Raw genomic sequence first — 19263 nt, 5'->3', positions numbered from 1 at the left:
TTCCGGGCACCGCGGGACTTTCGCGGGGATCAGGGCTGGGCCGGCTTGAGCCGCACCATCATCAGGCGCGAGTTGCCCCAGTTCGGCACCGGATTGGTGTAGGGGTCCTCTGCCGTCGGATAGCCGGTCCAGTAGGTCTCATCCATGGCCGTGAAGACGTTGTAGGCCATCAGCGGGATGATCGGCATCTCGCGGACCATGAACTTGGCATAGTCGCGTCCGAGCTCGACCGTCTTCGGATCCTCGAAGGATACGGTCCGGATCTGCTCGATCAGTGCATCGAGTTCCGGACTCTTCAGTCGCTGCCAGTTGCGTGGTGACTGCGTCTTGCCCGCCGGCGCCACGAACTGGGAATGCCAGCTGTCGAGGAAGAAGGCGAGATCGGGATGGCCGCCATAGGTCTCGACACTCCAGCCGATGAAGGTGTCGAAATCGCCGGCGCCGCGCCGGTCCAGCATGTTGGTGCCCTGGGCGACGTCGATCTTGGCGTCGATGCCGAACTGGCGCCATTGCTGGGCGATCATGGTGCCGGCCCGGGTCATCACCGGGCGGGAGTCGCCCTCGACCATGATCTTGATCGAGAAGGGCTTGCCGTCCGGCGTGTACCAGGCGTCGCCGCGCTTGGCATAGCCGGCCCGCTCGAGCAGTTCGGCGGCGGCGGTGGGATTGGTCTTCCACCAGCCATAGCCGAAGGAGCGCGCGATCACCGCGGGGTCGGTCGGGATCTGGTCGCCCATCGACGGCCGCAGCATCGTCGCGATCTGCTGCCCGATGGTCGGATCGTAAGGCTTGATCTTCTCCTTGCCGGTGTCCAGCTCGAATCCGGCCAGCCACTCCTGCATCGGCTTGTGGTAGTCGTCCGGGTGGGTTCCGGTCGGCGGGACGGCGATGGCCGAGATCGTCGCGGCGCCGCGGTACGAGGCCATCGCAACGGCCCGGATGTCGATCAGCAGTGCCAGGGCCCAGCGCACGTCGCGGTTCTGGAAGGCCGGGTTCTGCTGATTGAAGATCACCGACGGCAGGGTCGGATCGGGGTGGCCGAAGGGGAAGCCCTTGAACCAGGTCTTCAGCGACTTCGACTGCTTGGCCAGGGTGAACATCCCTTCCGGGGCGACGTCGTGGATGACGTCGAGGTCGTGGTTGAGCTGCGCGATGACGCGCTTGTCCGGCGGGCCTGCGTCGACATAGGCGACGTATTTCGGTCCGGGCTCGCCGTAGCGGCCGAGCGTGGTACGCTGCCAATCATCCCGTCGTTGCCACAGGAACCACTTGCCGTCCGGGTCGTAGCTGTTGAGCGTGTAGGCGCCCAGCGAGACCGGCTTGTTGAAGTCGAACCGCAGCGGATCGGGCGCCTTCTCGAAGATGTGCTTCGGCATCATCCAGATGGCGTTGAAGCGCACGGTGAACAGCGCGTGGAAGCGCGAATTCGGCTTCTTCAGCTTGAAGACCACCGTCTGGGCATCGACCTTCTGCACGCTGTCGACGTTGAGCGACAGCAGGGCGCTCCAGCGCATCCCCGGGGTCTTGATCTGCGTCTCGACGGTGTAGACGAGGTCGTCGGCCGTGAACTCGACGCCGTCGCTCCAGTAGATCCCCGGCCGCAGCTTCACGGTCATCTCGGTGAAGTCGGCATTGTAGATCGGCTTCTCGGCCGCCAGGGAATTCTGCCAGGACCCGTCCAGCCCCCGCTCCGGATCGATGTACCAGAGCGTGTCGAGGGCCAATTGGTGCAGGCCGGTATACTGCCCGCCGGCATTGATCGCCCAGATGTTGAACCAGCCGGGGTTCTTGATCGTCCCTTCCGGGTTTTCGAGGATCAGCGTCTCCCGGCGCGGCAGCTCCGAGATCGTGGCTTGGGCGGATGCCGCGACAGTGCTTGCGATGAGGCTCGCCAAGGCGAGCACGAGCAACTTGATGGCGCGCATAGGCTCTCCCTTTCTGACCGGTTCTGCGGCCGGCTCGGCAGGAGTGAAGCCTCATTCAAACTGTTCGTCAATCATTTTGATATGTATCATTTGTACTGATATGAACATGGCGTTACCGTGCTGCTTCTCCTGAAGGATGCTCGTGCGATGGATGTCCCGCAGCGCCGTTTGCTGACATTGATGGCGGGTGACGGCAGCGAGGCGCTGGAGGCGCTGGCCTCCCCCGTCCGGCTGGCAATGCTCCGGCTGCTCCGCCAGCGCGGGCCGTTGAACGTCAACCAGATCAGCAGCGAGCTGGAGCTGCCGCAGTCCACGGTCGCGATCAACGTGCAGAAGCTGGAGCGGGCCGAGCTGATCCGCACCGAGGCCGTGAAGGCGAGCAAGGGACAGCAGAAGGTCTGCTCGGCCCTTTATGACGAGATCACGGTCCGGCTCGACGATCCGGACGCCCTGCAGGACGACCACGTCATCGAGGTCGCGATGCCGATCGGCCTGTACACCACCTGCGAAGTCAGCGCGCCCTGCGGGCTGTGCTCGACGGAGGGCGTGCTCGGCCTGCTCGACGTCCCCGACCATTTCCTCGATCCGAACCGGATGAAGGCGTCCCTGATCTGGTTCGGCCGCGGCTTCGTCGAATACAAGTTCCCCAACAACGCCAAGGTGGTCGAAAAGGCGATCGAAGAGCTCGAGGTCACCATGGAGCTGTCGTCGGAAGTGCCCGGCACCAACAGCGACTGGCCGTCGGACATCACGCTGTGGATCAACCATGTCGCGGTCGCGACCTGGACGTCACCGGGCGACTACGGCGATATCCGCGGCCGCTATACGCCGCGGTGGTGGAAGCTGGCCGGCTCGCAATACGGCAAGCTGGTCACCTGGCGGGTCACCGATGAGGGGGCGTTCGTCGACGGCAACCGGGCCTCCGACGTGACGCTGGAGCAGCTTCGCCTGAACGACCATCACGCGATCCGCCTCCGGGTCGGCATCGACGAGAATGCCGAGCACCCGGGCGGCCTGAACATCTTCGGCCGGGGCTTCGGCAACCATGATCAGGACATCGTCATGCGCCTGCGCCTGCGGGGGTGACGGTCGATCGCGTTCATCTGTCGGAACAGCCAGCAATAACGTTCTTCGGTCAGGAGCCGCCGCGCCATCGCCCTCTCCGATCGTTCGGGGCATCATAGCGGGAGCGACGACTTGGTCTCCTCTTCCTTCGACCGTCCAGGGGTGCTGTCCGGGTCAGGTCCGTTTGACGGACCGCGACCCGCTTGGTGCTTCTCATTGTCCTGAGCCGGCCGGAAAGGGTGAGGAGCGGTCACCGCGCCAGGGATCCGAGACGCGAAGGTCAAATCGTCCGGTAATCACTTCTTTGCGGACATTCGAGCCTGACAACGCGCGATGATCGCCAATATCGTGGATTGATATCAACGCCTTACGTGATCCCATCGGGAGGCGTGGAGCTGTGGGAGCGAGGCCCGGCGAACACGGAGAGCCGCGGCGAGAAGAATTCCGGCCGTTAGATGACGTCGCGACGCTGCCCGTGAGGGTGCGGGGCTAATGAGACCGCGCCAAACCGGGCGCTGCCGGTGCCGCCCACAACCTCGTTCAGGTTCGCACTGCCGTCCTCAACGCCGTCCGGCGCCGCCTCTTTGAAAAGCCATATATCCGATGGCTGCGAGTGCTGCCACGCAAGAAAGCCCGGCCCCGCATCCGGTTGCCGCCGTCTCCCCAGACCCGGCCGCCAGTCGGCTTGCCTCCGGATGCCTTGTCCTGGAACACCCGGGCGCAGCCGACCTTGGCAAGAACGGCGAGCTGCAATGCCGGATCCTGTCCGGCCGTCGATACCCGCGCGTAGCCGATCTCCGCCATCCGGCACCGGCCCCCGTCCGAAAACCCGTCCGACACCTATCCGTCCGGAGAGCGATCGTCAGCGTGGGCTGGCGGACAGGTTGCGGGCCGGCCGCCAAACGGCCATTGAGCGGACGGGCACTAACGCCTTCACGTTGCTGCACCTTCCTTCGGGGACTGCTTTCGGTTCGTCGCGGGCCGCTTCCAGGATAGTCGTCGAGCGCCCGCTCCGTCCCCACATTGCCCGCGCCCGCAAACCGACCAGATCCCTCCGGACCGGAATTCCGCGTCGCTCCGGCGCACCCCGAAACCGAGCTCCGGCGATGCCGGATCACGGCCCCATGCCCGGCGCGCGTCCGACATTTCGCGCCAGGAAAGAATGGATCTGCGCGATGACGGCGGCCCCCTCGCCGACGGCGGCGGCGACCCGTTTGGTCGAGCCGGCACGTACGTCTCCAACGGCAAAGATGCCGGGGCAGCTCGTTTCCAGCGGCAGCCGCTCGCCATCGCCGACGCGATCTCCTGTGAGAACGAAGCCCTTTCCATCGATCGCGACACAGCCGTTGAGCCAGCTCGTATGGGGATCTGCACCGATGAACAGGAAGAGATGGCGCGACGCGCACTCCTCGGTCTCGCCAGTCCGGGGGTCACGGAACGTGGCGCCGGTCAGACCTGTCTCTCGGTCGCCATGCAAGGCCACAATCTCGCTGCCGACATGCAACTCGACATTGGGCAATGCCGCGATCCGGTCGATCAGATACTGGGACATGGTCTGCTCGAGCGGTCGCCGGACCACGAGATGCAGGTGCCTGACCTGCGGCGCGAGATAGGCAACGGCCTGGCCGGCCGAGTTGCCGCCACCGACCAGGGTGACCTCCTGTCCGGCGCAGAGGCGCGCTTCGATCGGCGACGCCCAGTAGGAGACGCCGGCCCCCTCCAGCTCATCGACATTGGGAACATCGGGCCGGCGGTAGCGCGCTCCCGACGCGATCACGATGGAGCGCGCCCGTGCCGTGCATCCATTGCTGAGCTCGAGGGAGAAGGGGGCTTCCGCATCGGCTCCATGACAGCACAGCTTTCCGACGGTCAGCGGAATCGCGAGCTCGGCGCCGAATTTCGTCGCCTGATTGAAGGCACGGCCCGCGAGAGCCTGTCCGGAGATGCCGGTCGGAAAGCCGAGATAGTTCTCGATCCGGGCGGATGCGCCCGCCTGGCCGCCGAAGGCCCGCGAATCGAGGACCAGGACAGCCAACCCCTCGGACGCCCCATAGACCGCAGTGGCCAGCCCGGCCGGCCCCGCTCCGACGACCGCCACGTCATAGACGATCTTCGGGTCGAGATCCGGCATGATGCCGAGACAGGACGCGGCATCCGCATCGCTCGGGTTTCTGAGCAATGTGCCATTCGGACAGATCATCAGCGGCAGATCTTCAGACGCGATGCCGAGCCGCTCGACCAGTTCGCGCCCCTCCGCCTCGCATGCGGCGATGATGGCGTGGGGATAGCCGTTGCGGGTGAGGAATCCAGACAACCTGACGATGTCCGCGGCATCCCGGCGTCCAACCAGAACCGACCCTGCGCCGCCGATCCGCCCTTCCTCGATCAGCGAAACGCGCCGGAGGATAAAGGCGCGCATGATCGTTTCACCGAGATCTGCCGACCCGATGACAAGGGCCCGAAGATGTGGTGCATCAAAGGGTATCGCCAGCACGCCCTGATCGCCCGCGACCACCGACGCCAGGGTCGCGTGCCCCGACAGCTGATTGGTCTCGCCGGTGAACTGGCCGGGTGCGTAGGTGGCGATCACGGACGACCTGCCCGCCGCGCCGCGCTGGATCGCGTCGGCCGAGCCCTCGAGAATCAGCCAGGCGGGGACGTTGCGGGTGCCGATGTCATAGAGGATGTCGCCTGGGCCGAAGCGGCGCGGCTCACCGCTCGCGAAGCGTCGAGCCGTGCCGATTTGAAGAGCCGAGAGTGTCGGATAGGTTTGCCCTCGCCGATCGTCGCTGATCGCCATGGTGTGAACTCCGTATCGGCCCATGCTCCTGCTCACGCGCGACACCATCCGACCATGTGAAGAGCATGACCGCAATCACGCGGGCGCGAGCTGAGGCGTCTTGGGCAGGGTGAGCGCGAAGACGAGAAGACCTAGGAGCGTCAGCCCGAAGCCTGCCCATACGGCGGACAGCAGGCCGTAGCCGGCGGCGATGGTCAGGCTGCCCGCCCAGGCACCGATGGCGTTGGCGACGTTGAGCGCCGCAAGATTCATGGCCCCCATCAGCGTAGGGGCTTCCGGGGCGAAGCCCGTGAGGCGCACCTGGATCGTGGGGATGGCGACCATCATCGTCATGCCGACGCCGAACAGCGCCGGCATCAGGATCCATACGGTGCCGCCGCCGGCCGCCAGCACCACGAGCACGACCAGGGCGCTGCCGAAGCCCATGACCAGTCCCCGCGCGGGGTAGGCATCCGCCAGATGTCCGCCGATCAGGTTGCCCGCGGTCATGCCGAGGCCGAACAGCGCCAGCGCGACCGGAATCCAGCCTTGATCGAGAATCGCGACGTCGGTGACGAGGGGGCCGATGAAGGTGTAGACGGCGAAGATGCTGGCAACGCCGAGCGCCGCGACGAGCATCATGACCCAGACGGCCGGCTTGCGCAGCGAGGCCAGCTCCTGCACCACCGGCCCGCCGTGAAGCGCCTCGGTCCGGGGCACCCAGGCCCACAGGGCAAGGAAGGCCAGCGAGGCGACCCCGGCGACGGTGACATAGGTGTTTCGCCATCCCAGGGTCTGGCCGAGGAAAGTGGCCAGCGGCGAGCCGATGATGGTCGCGACCGTCAGCCCGGTCATGACCAGTGCGAACGCCTTTCCTGCATGGCCGGGGCCGACGATGGAAGACGCCACCACGGCGCCGGCGCCGAAATAGGCACCTTGCGGCATGCCGCTGACGAAGCGCGCCAGGGCGAGCATGCCGAGATCCGTGGCGATCGCCGACAGGACGTTGCCGAGGATGAACAGGCCCATCAGGCACAGCAGCAGCGTCCGCCGGTTCAGCCGCGCCGCTATCAGCGTCACCAGAGGAGCGCCGATCACCACGCCGAAGGCATAGGCCGCAATCGCATTCGTCGCCGTGGGGATGTCGATGCCGAGGCTGGCCGAGAACAGCTGAAGGATCCCCATGCTCGCGAACTCGGACGTCCCGATGCAGAAGCTGCCGAGCGCCAGGGCGAACAGCGTGAGGCCCCGCTTGCGCCGCTGCGCTTCATCCGTGCAATGCACCGTCACGGCGGCGCATTGACCGCGATAGGCCTTGTCCAGCATTCCTGCCTCCCATTCGCGATGGCTGTACGAATCCGTGCCGATCCGGCGCTCGGCGTCCCGCTGGCCCCTACCCGGGAGACCCCGCGAGGATCTCCATCTTCATGACCTTGACGCCGCCGTCGGCGAGCTCGGGCAGCTTGGCGAACCAGTCCTTCACGTAGGGCATGGCGTTGTGCGCGTCGAAATCAGCCTGATTGGCGAAGATCTCGTAGAAGATGAAATGGCCGGGCGCCGCACGGTCCTCTTGCAGGAAGTAGACGAGATTCTTCGGGTCGCTCCGGACGAGCGCGACAAGCGGCAGTGTCGCGGCGCGCAGTTCGGCTTCCTTGCCGGGCTTTGCCCGCACCTCCGCGACGATCGAATAGGCGCCATGCGGCACCTGCGAATACCCCCTGCCCGGCCCTTCCTGCGCCATCGCCGAAGTCGCGGCTGCAGCGCAGGCGAGACCTGCAAGCACGGGAAGTCCAATAGCCGGGCGCGTCGTCCTGGACATGGTTGATCACCCCTTGTGTCTTCGAACGGCTCAAAGGCCGTGCCGACCGGACATCTGGCGTTTTTGCGCCGCCGCTTTGCACGCTGGCCAAAGGAATCCGTGGCCCGTCAGCCTCCGTCAGCCTCCGTCAGCGGCGAGCATGCGCCGACGGTCTGCCATGGCGTCCTCGAACGTCTTCTTCACGGGGCCGAGCGCCTGGACGAATTCGAGCTGCTCGCCCTCCGGCCCCTTGCAATAGATCAGGGACCATCCGTTCGATTTGCCTTCGGTGATCCTGTTGGTATTCGCGTCGAGCGGGGCGGCCAGGCGCTCCTGTTCCGACGTCACCGTGATCACGCGATTGGCCTTCACTTGCGTCATGCCGCGGCGCGCCGATTCCGCCTCGAGGTCGTGGATGAACTTGTTAAAGTCGACATCGTCGCGGATGTAGAAGCAGATGTGCATCGACCGCGGATAGGCCGGGCTCATATGGTCGCGCGGCTCCGCCCAGCTGTCCCCGTTTCCCATCGGCTGCTGGGCATCGCGGTACTGCAGGAGCTCGATCACGACGTTGTCGAACTGCACGAAGCGCACGTCGAGGCGCTGCCCGCCATCCTTCAGGTCCGGCACGCCGATGGTTCGCGGATTGACCCCGCGCTCCCGAGCCAGGATCTCCTGATCGGTCAGCAGCGTGTTGTGGATCTTCTCGCCTCGGAAATCGCCGTCGCGCATCACCTCGGTGCCGCCGAGCACCTCGGTGTAGAACGCGAACGCGCGGTCCATGTTCTGGACCGTGAGGCCGAAGTGCTGCACGCCTTGGAGCCGCGCACCGAGCGGCGCGTCGTTGCGATCTCCCGTCGCGGCGCGTGGGTCTGCCCCGGCGGCCTTCTGGGCAAAGGCCGGGCTGTCGAGCGCCATGGCGGCAGCAGAAATTCCGGCGATCGCAGCACCGCTGGCGACGCGCAGGATCTCCCGGCGATCGGGGTCTGCCAGCTCATGGGTGTCGTTGGGCTCGTTGGACATATGGTCTCCCCTTTCTTTGCGGGCCTGTCGCTGGTCCAGGGACGTCCAATCCTTAAGCCGGCCGGGGCTTTGCCAAGCGTAAAGAATGGTCAAATTTCGATGAACCGACCTCCGCTGAGCCGAGGTCTCCCAACGAATTCGATAGGGCCGCCGGTTGCCGGCGGCCCTTCGCCCTTCATCGTTCCGCCCGCGCCGAAAGCCGGCAGCCTCTGCGTTGGGTCGTTCGAACGATGGCTCTCCGTTGCCGGGGATGCTGAACTGTCCGCTTAACTCGGCATGCCGGGAAATTGCGGGATGGCCAGCGCCTTCGTCCATCCGAGGCGACGCTTGATGAACATCTCGAGCTTCGGCTCAATGCCTTCGGGCCGGTCCAGGCTCCCGGTCATCACGAAGACCAGACCGGGAAAGCCTATCAAATTGCTGGTGAAGAGACGGGACCCGCAATTCGGACAAAAGTTCCGATCAAGCCCATTCCCGGATTCCGCTGTGTAATGGAACGATTCCGGGCTACCCCTGAGCAGGGTGAAATCAGCCTCGGGTACCCCAAAGAACGTCGCCATCGCATTAAGAAAGGTAAAGTTTCGGCGAAGTGACGGCGGTCTCTTCGATCGTGATCGCGTCATCGCCAGCCGAGGCGCGCCCGTCTCGGCTGACTAATCCCCGTCCGCTCAACAGCCCGGCGAATTCACAGCATCAAAGGGACGTTGTGCCCTGAGTTAAGGAGCAGCGCGCCTCAGGAGACTCACCGGGCCTGCCCCTCACTCGGCAATCGAGCATCAGTGCACGGGCGGCCTTGAGATCAACTGTTCCAAATCCCTCGCCGAACCGGCAGTACACCGCAGACAGGAGATCATCCGCCTCTCCGCTTCTGCCCTGCAGGCGCCAAAGCCGGGCGAGGCTGGTGGCGACGCGCAGCTCCCATGACAGTGCCTCCTGCCGGCGTGCCATTTCGAGAGCCTGCCGAAAGTCGTCCTCTGCCGCGGCGATTGCCATGGCAGATCCCTCCAGTCGACGGATTTCGCCTCTGATGCGAAGGAGCTCCGGCATGGACCAACGCTCCTCGTTCCGCCCGCACCACTCCAGCGCATCCTCGATCGTGCCGCGGGCCTCATCCGGCCGACCGCCGGCGCCGAGCCCGTGGGCGAGCACGCCGCAATAGGATGCGTAGCGAAGCCCAAATCTCGCGTCGCGAAGCTCGTCAAGAGCGAGCCGAAGCAGCGACAGGCCGGCCCCGTCTCCCGACTCGATGAGGAGTGCCCCCCGCAAACAGCGGCCCACGGCGTTCCAGACCCTCAACCCATGACTTGCCGAATGGTCGAGAAGCATGGTCACCAGCTGCTCCGCCGTGACCCGGTCTCCGACGTACATGGCGATCGGAAAGGCCGCGTGGCCGAGCGCGTTGCACACGGAAAGCGGATGATTGGTGGCCCGGGCTTCGTCAAGCGCGCTCCGGGCCGTGTCGACCGCCTGGTTCGGAAAGCCCTGGAGCCAGAGGATGACCGACAATGTGCCGAGGGCCACCGCCCGCTGGTCCCATTGCAAGCGCGCGATGTGCGAGCTCTGCGCAGGGGCCACGTATGCGCCGAGCATGCGATCCAGGCGGCGGCGTGCGCTTGTGTGACGCCCCAGGTAGTGCAGCGCGGTCGCGATCAGCCTGTCCCCGCTCAGCCGAGCGACGGTGTCGTCTTTCTTCTGCGCGACGGCGCGAAACCGTCGTGCGAACGCCAGGGCGGCTCGATAGCGTCCAACATAGACGCGATACAGGGACAAACCCCACAGCACACGCAACTGATAGTCGCTGTCGGAGAGCCGTTCGGCAATCTCGAGAGCTCTCCCCCAGGCGACATCGATCTGGAGCACCGGCCCTCTCACATACAGAAGTGCGGTGCCGAGGGCGGTATGGAGCTTCATGTCGTCCAGGTCACCGAGAACTCCGGCCTTGCCGCATGCGAGCGCCCTTTCGACACAGGCTCGGCATTCCTCCAACAGCGACAGATGCGTCCACAGAGGAATCGCCGCGACAGTCAGGGACATTCCGAGAGCTTCGTCGCCGGACGGCGAGAAAGCCCAGTTCAGCGCATGGCGGACATCATCGACCCTGCGGGCGTGGTCGGCCCACCACTCGGCCGCAGATCGCGATTCTGCCTCGACCCCGGCTCGCTCCAACAGATCCCGGTGGTGTTCGGCATGACGCCGCAGAACGGCATCGATCTCGCCGCTCTCGACAAGCTTTTGCCGAGCGTAGGCGCGGGTCGTGTCGAGCAGCCGGTATTGTACCTTAGCGCCGCCGATGTCTGCCGAAATGAGCGACTTGGCCACCAGACTCCCCACGCCGTCGACGACATCCGGAACGGGGATCCGATCGTTCGCCGCGATGGCGCTGGCCAATTGGAGAGTGAAGCTGCCGGCAAACACCGAGAGGCGGCGCAAAATGGTGCGCTCTCCTTCGGGCAGGAGCTCGTAGCTCCAGTCGAGCGCCGCCGCGAGGGATTGATGCCGCGGCATGGCCGTGCGTCGTCCATGCCTCAGCAGCCGGAATCGATCCTCGAGAAGGGTTGACAGCTCCCTTAGGCCAAAGGCGTCGACGCGAGTGGCCGCGAGCTCGATTGCAAGCGCGATCCCATCCAGTGTGCGGCAGATCTCGGCGACGACCAGGGCATCGGCATCTTTCAGCTCGAACCCTTCCAGACTCTCTGCCGCCCGCTCGACAAACAGCTGAATGGCCGGGAACGCGAGCGCCTCCGCGGCCGTCAAACTGGACGGGTCGGCCGGGGTCTCCAACGGCGAGAGCCGCTGCAGGCGCTCGCCCCGCGCCCGTAGCGGCTCGCGGCTCGTGGCCAGGACGTGGACGCCGGGAGCAGCGTTGATGATCTGCTCCGCCAGGAAGGCAGCCTCGTCGATCACGTGCTCGCAGCTGTCGAGCACGATCAGCATTTGCTTGTCCCGCAGAAAGGCGATGAGTGCGGCAGTGACGTCCAGCGAATGGGTCGTCAGGCCGAGCACCGAAGCAAGCGCTCTCGCGACCAGTTTCGGGTGGCCCGTCGGCGCCAAGTCGACGAACCAAGTCCCGTGCTCATAGACGGAGACACGCATGTGGGCCGCAGCGACGGCCACTGTCGTCTTGCCGATCCCACCTGGGCCAACGACGGTCATGAACCGGTGCTTCGCCAGCTGACGCAGGAGCGTGTCGATCACACCCGCACGGCCGATGATCCGGATCACGGAGGCAGGCAGATTGTGCGCGCTTTCCGCTTCGATGCCCTCCTGCGCCTGCAGTCCTTCGGGCCCGAAGGCCTCCACCGGCGCCACAAAGCGATATCCTCGGCCGGATACTGTCACGACGTAGCGACGACCGGGCTGCCCTTCGCCGAGCGCCCTTCGAAGGGCTGCGATATGGACCTTGAGATTCCCGTCCGTCACGAGGGTGTCAGGCCATACTCGGGTCATGAGGGTCTGCTTGGTGATCACCTCGCCGGCGCGCTCGACGAGCGCGGTCAAGATCTCCAGGGCGCGACTGCCGAGGCGAATGCGGGCATCACCCTCCAGAAGCAGTTGCTGGGCCGGATAGAGGCGGAAAGGGCCGAACGAAAATGCGCCCCCCCTCGACATTGATGAGCGGCCGATCATTCATCGAGATCGGAAAACGAATCGGGTCCCGCGTGCTCCCGCGACGGGACGCCATCGCTGATCGGGCCAGCCCCCCTGCAGCCCAGGCTGCTTCCGTTCACGATACGCCACACTGCACAGAATCCAGTTCCGACATGACGTCCTAAATTACTCGCTGCGGGTGCACTCTGCTCGGTCTTGCACTGCTGCCGATCGGCCGCGCTTCAGCATTCCCGTCCGCCGACGGCAATCACGGAGTCGATCCCGCATGATCGCCGATCTTCGCGAACGGATTTTACATGACCAGCCTCGGGCCATGTATAGGAATATGGTGATATATCGGGGTGATAATGCCGTGATGGCATCCGTGGAGACCAGCGGACCGGCAGAGGCTTGGCCCAAGATTTTCAATGAGATGGCCCAGCGCTTCTGCGAGCGCCCTCCGCCGATTGCGCTCCAGTGGCGGCGACCGCGCAGCAAGCTGTCCGGTGCGCGATAGCTGACTTCGTTATCGCGCGTTGAACCAGAATTCAGGCGAAGTCGGCAGGCAACAACATCCAGGAATCGAACAGTCGATTGGCCATCGGCAACGGGGGCAAGCTTTCGCTTGCGGCCCGATCGGCGAGAGCTGGTCACCCGTAGCTCATTCCGCGGCGGCCAAAGGCCGTGCACCTTTCTGACCAGCTGGCCCCGCCTGGGGAAGCTCTTCGATCCCACTACGATGAGTTGGTGCGCCGTCGGAGCGGCAGCAGATCGACGTCTCGGTGAGCTCGCCCGCAGTCTGACCTTCAGGCCGGGGGGCTGTCCACGCGGACGGACCTTGCGGTCTGCCGCAACCGCCGCGCCGTCTGGCCGAGGCGGCCGAGATAGAGGTACACGATCGGCGTGGTGAACAGCGTCAGCACCTGGCTGACCATGAGGCCGCCGACGATGGCGTAGCCGAGGGGCTGGCGGATCTCCGATCCGGTGCCCGTCCCGATCATCAGCGGAATGCCGCCCAGGATCGCGCACATCGTCGTCATCAGGATCGGGCGGAAGCGCGACAGGCAGGCCTCGCGCACCGCTTCGACCGGCGACTTGCCTGCGTGCTCCGCCGCCAGCGCGAAGTCGATCATCATGATGCCGTTCTTCTTGACGATGCCGATCAGCAGCACGATGCCGATGATGCCGATCACGTCGAGCGGCATCCCCGCCGCCATCAGCGCCAGCAGCGCGCCGAGACCGGCCGACGGCAGGGTCGACAGGATCGTCACCGGGTGGACGGCGCTCTCATACAGCATGCCGAGGATCAGGTAGACGGCGACGAGGGCGGCCGCAATCAGGGCCGGCTGACCGGCCAGGGCGGTCTCATAGGCATGCGCCGTGCCCTGGAACCCGCCCTGGATGCTGGCCGGCAGGTGCAGCGCCGCCACCGCGCGGTCGACATCGGCCACCGCCGTCCCGATCGAGCTGTGCGGTGCCAGGTTGAAGGACACCGTGACCGACGGGAACTGGCTCTGATGATTGACCACCAGCGGCGCCGTCGTCGGCACCTGGTGCGCGATCTCGCTCAGCGGCACGGGTTGCCCGGCGGAGGAGCGCAGATAGACCGACTGCAGGGCATCCGGTCCCCGGCGGAAGGCCGGGTCGACCTCCAGGATGACATAGTACTGGTTGAGCGAGGTGAAGACCTTGGTCACGACCCGCTGGCCGAAGGCGTCGTACAGCGCGTTGTCGACGTCCTGCGGCGCGATGCCCAGGCGAGACGCCGCGTCCCGGTCGATCTGGATCGAGAATTGCAGGCCCGTGCTCTCCTGGTCGCTGGTCGCGTCGACGACGCTGGGCAGCCGAGACACCGCGGCGACCACCTTGGGCGCCCAGGACGCCAGCTCCTGCGCGTTCACGTCGGTCAGCGTGTACTGGTACTGGGTCTTGGCCGTCCGGCCGCCGATCGTGATGTCCTGGGCGGCCTGCATGTAGAGGCGGATGCCGGTGACCGGCTGCAGCTCCTTGTCGAGCCGCGCGATCACCTGGTCGGCCGTGGAGTCCGGGCCACGCTGCCCCTGCGGCTTCAGCGAGATGTACATGCGGCCCTGGTTCGGCGACGGGTTGGTGCCGCCAGGCCCGATATAGCTGGCGACCGAGGCGACCGCCGGATCCCGCAGCAGCACGTCGACGACCTGCTGCTGCTTCTCGGCCAGGGCTCCGGTCGACACGTCCTGCGCCGCCTCGGTGACGCCGGCGATCAGGCCGGTGTCCTGCTGCGGGAAGAAGCCCTTCGGGATGGTGACGAACAGGTACCCGGTCAGCGCGATGGTCGCGATCATGACCAGGAGGGCCGGGCGCTGGTGCTGCAGCACCCGGTCGAGCGCCGCTTCGTAGCCCGCGGCCAGGCGCTCGAACCCGGCCTCCAGCAGCCGGTACACCCGGCCGTGCCGCGCCGGGCCTCCGGCCATCGGCTTGAGCAGGCGGGCGCAGAGCATCGGCGTCAGCGTCAGCGACACCAGGGCCGAGACGGCGATGGCGACGGCGACCGTGACCGCGAACTCCTGGAACAGCTTGCCGATGACGCCGCCCATCAGCAGCAGCGGGATGAACACCGCCACCAGCGACACCGAGATCGACAGGATGGTGAAGCCGATCTGGCCGGCCCCGTCCAGGGCCGCCTGCAGCGGTGTCTTGCCCTGCTCCAGATGGTGGACGATGTTCTCGACCATCACGATCGCGTCGTCGACCACGAAGCCGACCGCGACCGACAGCGCCATCAGCGACAGGTTGTCGAGCGAGTAGCCGAGCACGGCCATCACCGCGAAGGTGCCGACGATCGAGATCGGCACCGCGATCCCCGGGATGATGGTGGCCCAGACATTCCGCAGGAACAGGAGGATGGTCAGCACCACCAGGCCGATGGTCAGGACCAGCGTGAACTGCACGTCGGCGACCGAGGCGCGGATGGTGGTGGTGCGGTCGGACACCACGGCGATCTTGATCGCCGGCGGCAGCGACGCCTCCAGCTGCGGCAGCTCGCGCCGGATGCTGTCGACGGTCTGGATCACATTGGCGCCCGGCAGGCGCTGGACCGCCAGGATGATTCCGCGGTTACGGCCGTACCAGGCGGCCAGCTGGTCGTTGGCCGGGCCGATCTCGGCATGGCCGATGTCGCTGACCCGGATCGGCGCGCCGTTCTTGTAGCCGATGATGGCCTGATTGTAGCCGGCGAGCGTGGTCAGCTGGTCGTTGGTCTGCAGCGCATAGGCCTGCTGCTTGCCTTCGAGCGTGCCCTTTGGGTCGTCGACCGTGACCGAGGACAGCGCGGTGCGGATGTCCTCCAGCGTCAGGCCCTGGGCGGCGAGCTGCTGCGGGTTCACTTCGACCCGCATCGCCGGCTGCTGCTGGCCGCCGATGGTGACCAGTCCGACGCCCGGCACCTGCGACAGCTTCTGCGCCAGGATGCTTTCGGCATAGTCGTCGACCGTCGTCAGCGGCAGGGTGTCGGAGGTCAGGGCCAGGATCAGGATCGGCGTGTCGGCCGGGTTGGTCTTGCGGTAGGTCGGCGGCGTCGGCATGGTCTTCGGCAGATCGCCGCCGGCGGCGTTGATCGCCGCCTGCACGTCGCCCGCGGCGGAGTCCACGGTGCGGGAAGGGTCGAACTGCAGCGTCACCTGGGTGAAGCCCAGGGCGCTGGCGGAGGTCATCTGCGACAGGCCGGGGATCTCGCCGAACTGGCGCTCCAGCGGCGTCGCCACCGAGGAGGCCATGGTCTCCGGGTCGGCCCCGGGCAGTTGCGCCGTGACCTGGATCGTCGGCAGGTCGACCGACGGCAGCGCCGCGACCGGCAGGGAGCGATAGGCGACGACGCCGACCAGCACCAGGCCGATCATCAGCATCAGGGTGGCGATCGGCCGGCGAATGAACGGGCCGGACAGACCGCCATTGGGCGCGGTGCTCTTGCTCACGGCTGGATCCCCAGCTGGTCGGTCTGTGCGTTCATCAGTGGCGCATCCTTGGTGTCGGCCGGGCTGCGTGCGGCCACGGTGTCACCCGGCTGCAGGCCGTACTGCCCGTCGCTGACCACGGTCTGGCCCGCCGTCAGGCCGGCGGTGACCAGCGCCGTCCCGCGCACCATCTGCGCCACCTGGATCGGCTGCGGCGCCACCGTCGCGTCGGGCCGCACCACCCAGGCGAAGGCGCCGTCGGGCCCGCGCTGCACCACCGCGGCGGGTACGGTCAGTCCGTCCTGCTGCACCCGCAGGACCAGCCGCGCCTCGACGAACTCGCCCGGCCACAGCAGCTTCTGCGCGTTCGGAAAATCCGCCCGCAGCGTGATCGTGCCGCTGGCCGCGTCGACGGTGTTGTCCAGGGTCTCGAGCTTGCCGGTGTCGAGTCTGGTCGCGCCGTCCTGCGACCACGCCTCGACCCTCAGACCGGCGGTCCCGGCGCTGGCCATCTGGCGCTGGATGTCGGGCAGCGCCGACTGCGGCAGCGTGAACAGCACGGCGATCGGCTGGATCTGGGCGATGGTGACCAGGCCGTTGGCGTCGGTCGGGTGGACGACGTTGCCCTCGTCGACCAGGCGGAAGCCGGTGACGCCGCTGATCGGCGCCGTGATCTTCGTATAGCCGAGCTCGACCTGGTCCTGGTCGATCACCGCCTGGTCGCCTTTGATCGACGCCTGGAGCTGGTCGATCATCGCCTGCTGGGTGTCGACCTGCTGGTCGGTCGCGTAGCCCGAGTGCTCCAGCGGCTTGTAGCGGTTGAGATTGGCCTGTGCATTGGCCAGATGCGCCTGGTCGCGGGCCAGGGTGGCCTGGTCCTGCTCGAGCTTGGCCTGGTAAATCCGTGGATCGATCGTGACCAGCAGGTCGCCCTGCTGCACCGTCTGCCCCTGGTTGAAGACGATCCGCTGGATCTGCCCCTCGACCTGGGTGCGGACGGTGACGGTGTTGAAGGCCTGGACCCGGCCGAGCCCGTCCAGCTCGATTGGCACGTCCTGCTTGGTCACACTCGCCTCGGCGACGGGCACAGGGGGCACGACCGGAATCGGCGCCGCGGACGAAACGGGATCGAAACTGTCAGTGCCGAGGACGAAGTGAGCGCCGGAGATCCCGGCCACCATCCCCACGACGGCGAGAAGCAATTTGCGGCGCATGATCGACCTCCTCTGTTCAGGCAGGGCCGGTAATTTCCGAAGCCGTCACAGGTTAGGTTCGAGGCGGCAGGCCGCTCCATTGCACATCGGGACGTCGACGCCCTGCGTTCGTCGGGAGGGACCTATACCTTGGTCTTGAAGCCGCCTGGCGTCAGGCGCCGAGCCACCGGCGGATGCCGTCCAGCGACCGAAAGGCGGTGACGCTACGGGCGGCGATGTCGGGCATCGCCTCGCCGGCCATCCGCGCCAGGGCGTCTCCGGGCCCGAGTTCGAGCACGCGCTGCGGACGGGCGGCGCGGCAGGACTCCATGCAGGCCGCCCAGTCGACGGTCTGCCCGACCTGCAAGGCGAGCTTCCGCAGGCCGTCCTTCAGGAGCAGGACGGAAGCGCCGTCGACACCGCTGATCAATCGCACGCCCGGCGGCACGCGCGTCCCGGCGACCCGCTGCTGAAGCAGCTCACCGAACCGCTCGCTGGCGTCGCCAAGCAACGGCGTATGCGACGCGACCGACACGGGCAGCAGAACCGTGCGGCTCGCCCCCCGCTGGCCGGCCTCCGCCAAAGCCGGCTCCAGATCGGCGGCGGCGCCGCCGAGGAGGAGATGCTGGGGGCCGTTGACGATGGCGATGTGGAGATTATGCGCCCGGCAGATCGCTTCGATCTCCACACGCGGCAAGCCCAGCACCGCGCCAAGGCCCGATGCGGAGCGCGAAACATCGTCCATCAGCGCGGCCCGTCGGGCGGTCAGGTCCAGGACGGTCGCCGCATCGATAACGCCGGCGATGCCCCAAGCGGCCAGTTCGCCGGCGCTATAACCCGCAACTGTAATGGGACGAGGAGAGGCTGGCCCCAGCACCGCCCAAAAGGCCAGTGCCTGGGTGCAGCAGAGAATCTGGGCCAGCCTGTTGGGGTGCAGCTCGGCTTCACTCGCCCGGCGGACCAAGTCCCTTGGATCGCGGCCGTCGAGCACACGCCGGGCGGCCGCGAAGACGAGCGCCGCCTCGGGCGCCTCGCCGACCAGGTCGAACATGCCCGCAGCCTGAGCGCCCTGCCCGGAGCAGAGGATGGCGACGCCCGTCACAGCCCGCTCTTGACGGCATCGAGGAAGATCGTGGCGGCGAGCAGATCCGCGCATCCGCCGGGGCTGAGGCGCCGTCGGACGAAGGCCTGGTGGATCGCCACGGCACGCGCGTCCCAGCCCCCCTGCCCCACGCCTCCGGCGGCCAGGAACTGCCGGGCCGCGCGTTGGGCATCCTGCAGCCCGGCGGCACCGCCGCGATGGAGCAGGTTCGTGTCCTCGACCTCGGCCATCAGGGCGAAGAAGGCCTGGATTCGGGCGGCTCCTTCCTCCCGGGCGAGCGCGCGTCCCTGGTGCAGGGCCGGCAGCCCGATCTCCCGCACCAGCGGGAAGCCGGCCGCAGCCTCCACGCGGGCGCCCCCTGCCCCGAACCGGCGCAGCACGTCGGTGCCGTGGCTGCGGAGCGGAATCGGACCGCGCAGGATCGCATCGCCCCAACGTCGGGCGACGATGTCCGTCAGCTGAACGGCGGAGAGGCGCGTATCTGCTGAGGCCGCGCCGGCCGCAGCGCAGAGCAGCCCCGAGGCCGAAGATCGCGCCGCGATGGGTGTTCACGCCGCCGGTGGCGGCGAGCATGGCCGCCTCGGCCTCCCGTCCGATCTGCCGGAGCTGGTCCATCTCCACCCCCGCCCCGCCGGCCATGGCCAGGCGGCCAAAGAAGGGGCGGATCGCAGCGGCGCTGCGGCGGAAGGTGGTGTGGTCCATGTCGACGTGGCTGCCGCTGTCGACATGGCTCACCAGGCCGGGCTTCGGCCAGGTTTCCAGCTCGGCGACGAGCGCCGCGGCGGCCATGTCGGCCAGCCGCTCGGCGATCGCAACGGGCAGGCCGGATACCGGCTGCCGGCGCGTGACGCCGGCGTC

The 19263-nt window shown here is 66.9% G+C and carries 12 protein-coding genes and 2 pseudogenes; 1 reads left to right on the top strand and 13 read right to left on the bottom strand.

The annotated features are described in order from the left end of the window. Positions 1–29: 29 nt before the first annotated feature. Positions 30–1925, bottom strand: coding sequence for an ABC transporter substrate-binding protein (locus QFZ27_RS18110; RefSeq protein WP_429227776.1), 1896 nt, complete (start codon positions 1923–1925; stop codon positions 30–32). 147 nt (positions 1926–2072) lie between these two features. Here QFZ27_RS18110 and QFZ27_RS18105 point away from each other — a divergent pair, with 147 nt between their 5' ends. Next, on the top strand, positions 2073–3011 hold the full coding sequence (locus QFZ27_RS18105; RefSeq protein WP_429227775.1) for an ArsR/SmtB family transcription factor: 939 nt from the start codon (positions 2073–2075) through the stop codon (positions 3009–3011). Between the two features lie 519 nt (positions 3012–3530). Here QFZ27_RS18105 and QFZ27_RS18100 read toward each other — a convergent pair. From QFZ27_RS18100 to QFZ27_RS18045, 12 genes and pseudogenes are all read right to left on the bottom strand, one after another. Next, on the bottom strand, positions 3531–3794 hold the full coding sequence (locus QFZ27_RS18100) for a recombinase family protein (protein WP_429227774.1): 264 nt from the start codon (positions 3792–3794) through the stop codon (positions 3531–3533). Between the two features lie 310 nt (positions 3795–4104). After that, positions 4105–5790, bottom strand: a complete 1686-nt coding sequence (locus QFZ27_RS18095; protein ID WP_429227773.1) for an FAD-dependent oxidoreductase — start codon at positions 5788–5790, stop codon at positions 4105–4107. A 75-nt stretch (positions 5791–5865) separates the two neighbouring features. After that, positions 5866–7095: an MFS transporter gene (locus QFZ27_RS18090; RefSeq protein WP_429227772.1), complete on the bottom strand. Its 1230-nt coding sequence runs from the start codon at positions 7093–7095 to the stop codon at positions 5866–5868. 67 nt (positions 7096–7162) lie between these two features. Continuing rightward, positions 7163–7588, bottom strand: coding sequence for a putative quinol monooxygenase (locus QFZ27_RS18085; protein ID WP_429227771.1), 426 nt, complete (start codon positions 7586–7588; stop codon positions 7163–7165). Positions 7589–7705: 117 nt separating this feature from the next. Continuing rightward, complete coding sequence (locus QFZ27_RS18080) at positions 7706–8590, bottom strand: VOC family protein (protein ID WP_429227770.1); 885 nt, start codon at positions 8588–8590, stop codon at positions 7706–7708. 266 nt (positions 8591–8856) lie between these two features. Then, a complete protein-coding gene (locus QFZ27_RS18075) occupies positions 8857–9150 on the bottom strand; it encodes a GFA family protein (protein WP_429227769.1) in 294 nt (97 codons plus the stop codon). Between the two features lie 133 nt (positions 9151–9283). Next, positions 9284–12217, bottom strand: coding sequence for an ATP-binding protein (locus QFZ27_RS18070; RefSeq protein WP_429227768.1), 2934 nt, complete (start codon positions 12215–12217; stop codon positions 9284–9286). A 767-nt stretch (positions 12218–12984) separates the two neighbouring features. After that, a complete protein-coding gene (locus QFZ27_RS18065) occupies positions 12985–16131 on the bottom strand; it encodes an efflux RND transporter permease subunit (protein WP_429227767.1) in 3147 nt (1048 codons plus the stop codon). Further along, complete coding sequence (locus tag QFZ27_RS18060; protein WP_429227766.1) at positions 16128–17324, bottom strand: efflux RND transporter periplasmic adaptor subunit; 1197 nt, start codon at positions 17322–17324, stop codon at positions 16128–16130. Before QFZ27_RS18060 ends, QFZ27_RS18065 begins: the two co-directional genes overlap by 4 nt. 151 nt (positions 17325–17475) lie before the next feature. Beyond that, positions 17476–18375, bottom strand: a pseudogene (locus QFZ27_RS18055) (acyltransferase domain-containing protein); the annotation flags it as partial. Between the two features lie 26 nt (positions 18376–18401). After that, positions 18402–18863, bottom strand: coding sequence for a triphosphoribosyl-dephospho-CoA synthase (locus tag QFZ27_RS18050; RefSeq protein ID WP_429232469.1), 462 nt, complete (start codon positions 18861–18863; stop codon positions 18402–18404). Between the two features lie 121 nt (positions 18864–18984). Continuing rightward, a pseudogene (locus tag QFZ27_RS18045) lies at positions 18985–19194 on the bottom strand (triphosphoribosyl-dephospho-CoA synthase); the annotation flags it as partial. Between the last annotated feature and the right edge of the window lie 69 nt (positions 19195–19263).

This window comes from Inquilinus ginsengisoli (assembly GCF_050434925.1).
Lineage (GTDB): Bacteria > Pseudomonadota > Alphaproteobacteria > DSM-16000 > Inquilinaceae > Inquilinus > Inquilinus ginsengisoli_B.
Note: the sequence above shows the minus strand (reverse complement) of the source record. Positions and strands in the feature narration are given on the sequence as shown.

Bases quoted from the DNA above. Each gene is read 5' to 3' on its own strand.
- QFZ27_RS18110 (WP_429227776.1), bottom strand. From the start codon at position 1,925: ATGCGCGCCATCAAGTTGCTCGTGCTCGCCTTGGCGAGCCTCATCGCA.
- QFZ27_RS18105 (WP_429227775.1), top strand. From the start codon at position 2,073: ATGGATGTCCCGCAGCGCCGTTTGCTGACATTGATGGCGGGTGACGGC.
- QFZ27_RS18100 (WP_429227774.1), bottom strand. From the start codon at position 3,794: ATGGCGGAGATCGGCTACGCGCGGGTATCGACGGCCGGACAGGATCCG.
- QFZ27_RS18095 (WP_429227773.1), bottom strand. From the start codon at position 5,790: ATGGCGATCAGCGACGATCGGCGAGGGCAAACCTATCCGACACTCTCG.
- QFZ27_RS18090 (WP_429227772.1), bottom strand. From the start codon at position 7,095: ATGCTGGACAAGGCCTATCGCGGTCAATGCGCCGCCGTGACGGTGCAT.
- QFZ27_RS18085 (WP_429227771.1), bottom strand. From the start codon at position 7,588: ATGTCCAGGACGACGCGCCCGGCTATTGGACTTCCCGTGCTTGCAGGT.
- QFZ27_RS18080 (WP_429227770.1), bottom strand. From the start codon at position 8,590: ATGTCCAACGAGCCCAACGACACCCATGAGCTGGCAGACCCCGATCGC.
- QFZ27_RS18075 (WP_429227769.1), bottom strand. From the start codon at position 9,150: ATGGCGACGTTCTTTGGGGTACCCGAGGCTGATTTCACCCTGCTCAGG.
- QFZ27_RS18070 (WP_429227768.1), bottom strand. From the start codon at position 12,217: ATGATCGGCCGCTCATCAATGTCGAGGGGGGGCGCATTTTCGTTCGGC.
- QFZ27_RS18060 (WP_429227766.1), bottom strand. From the start codon at position 17,324: ATGCGCCGCAAATTGCTTCTCGCCGTCGTGGGGATGGTGGCCGGGATC.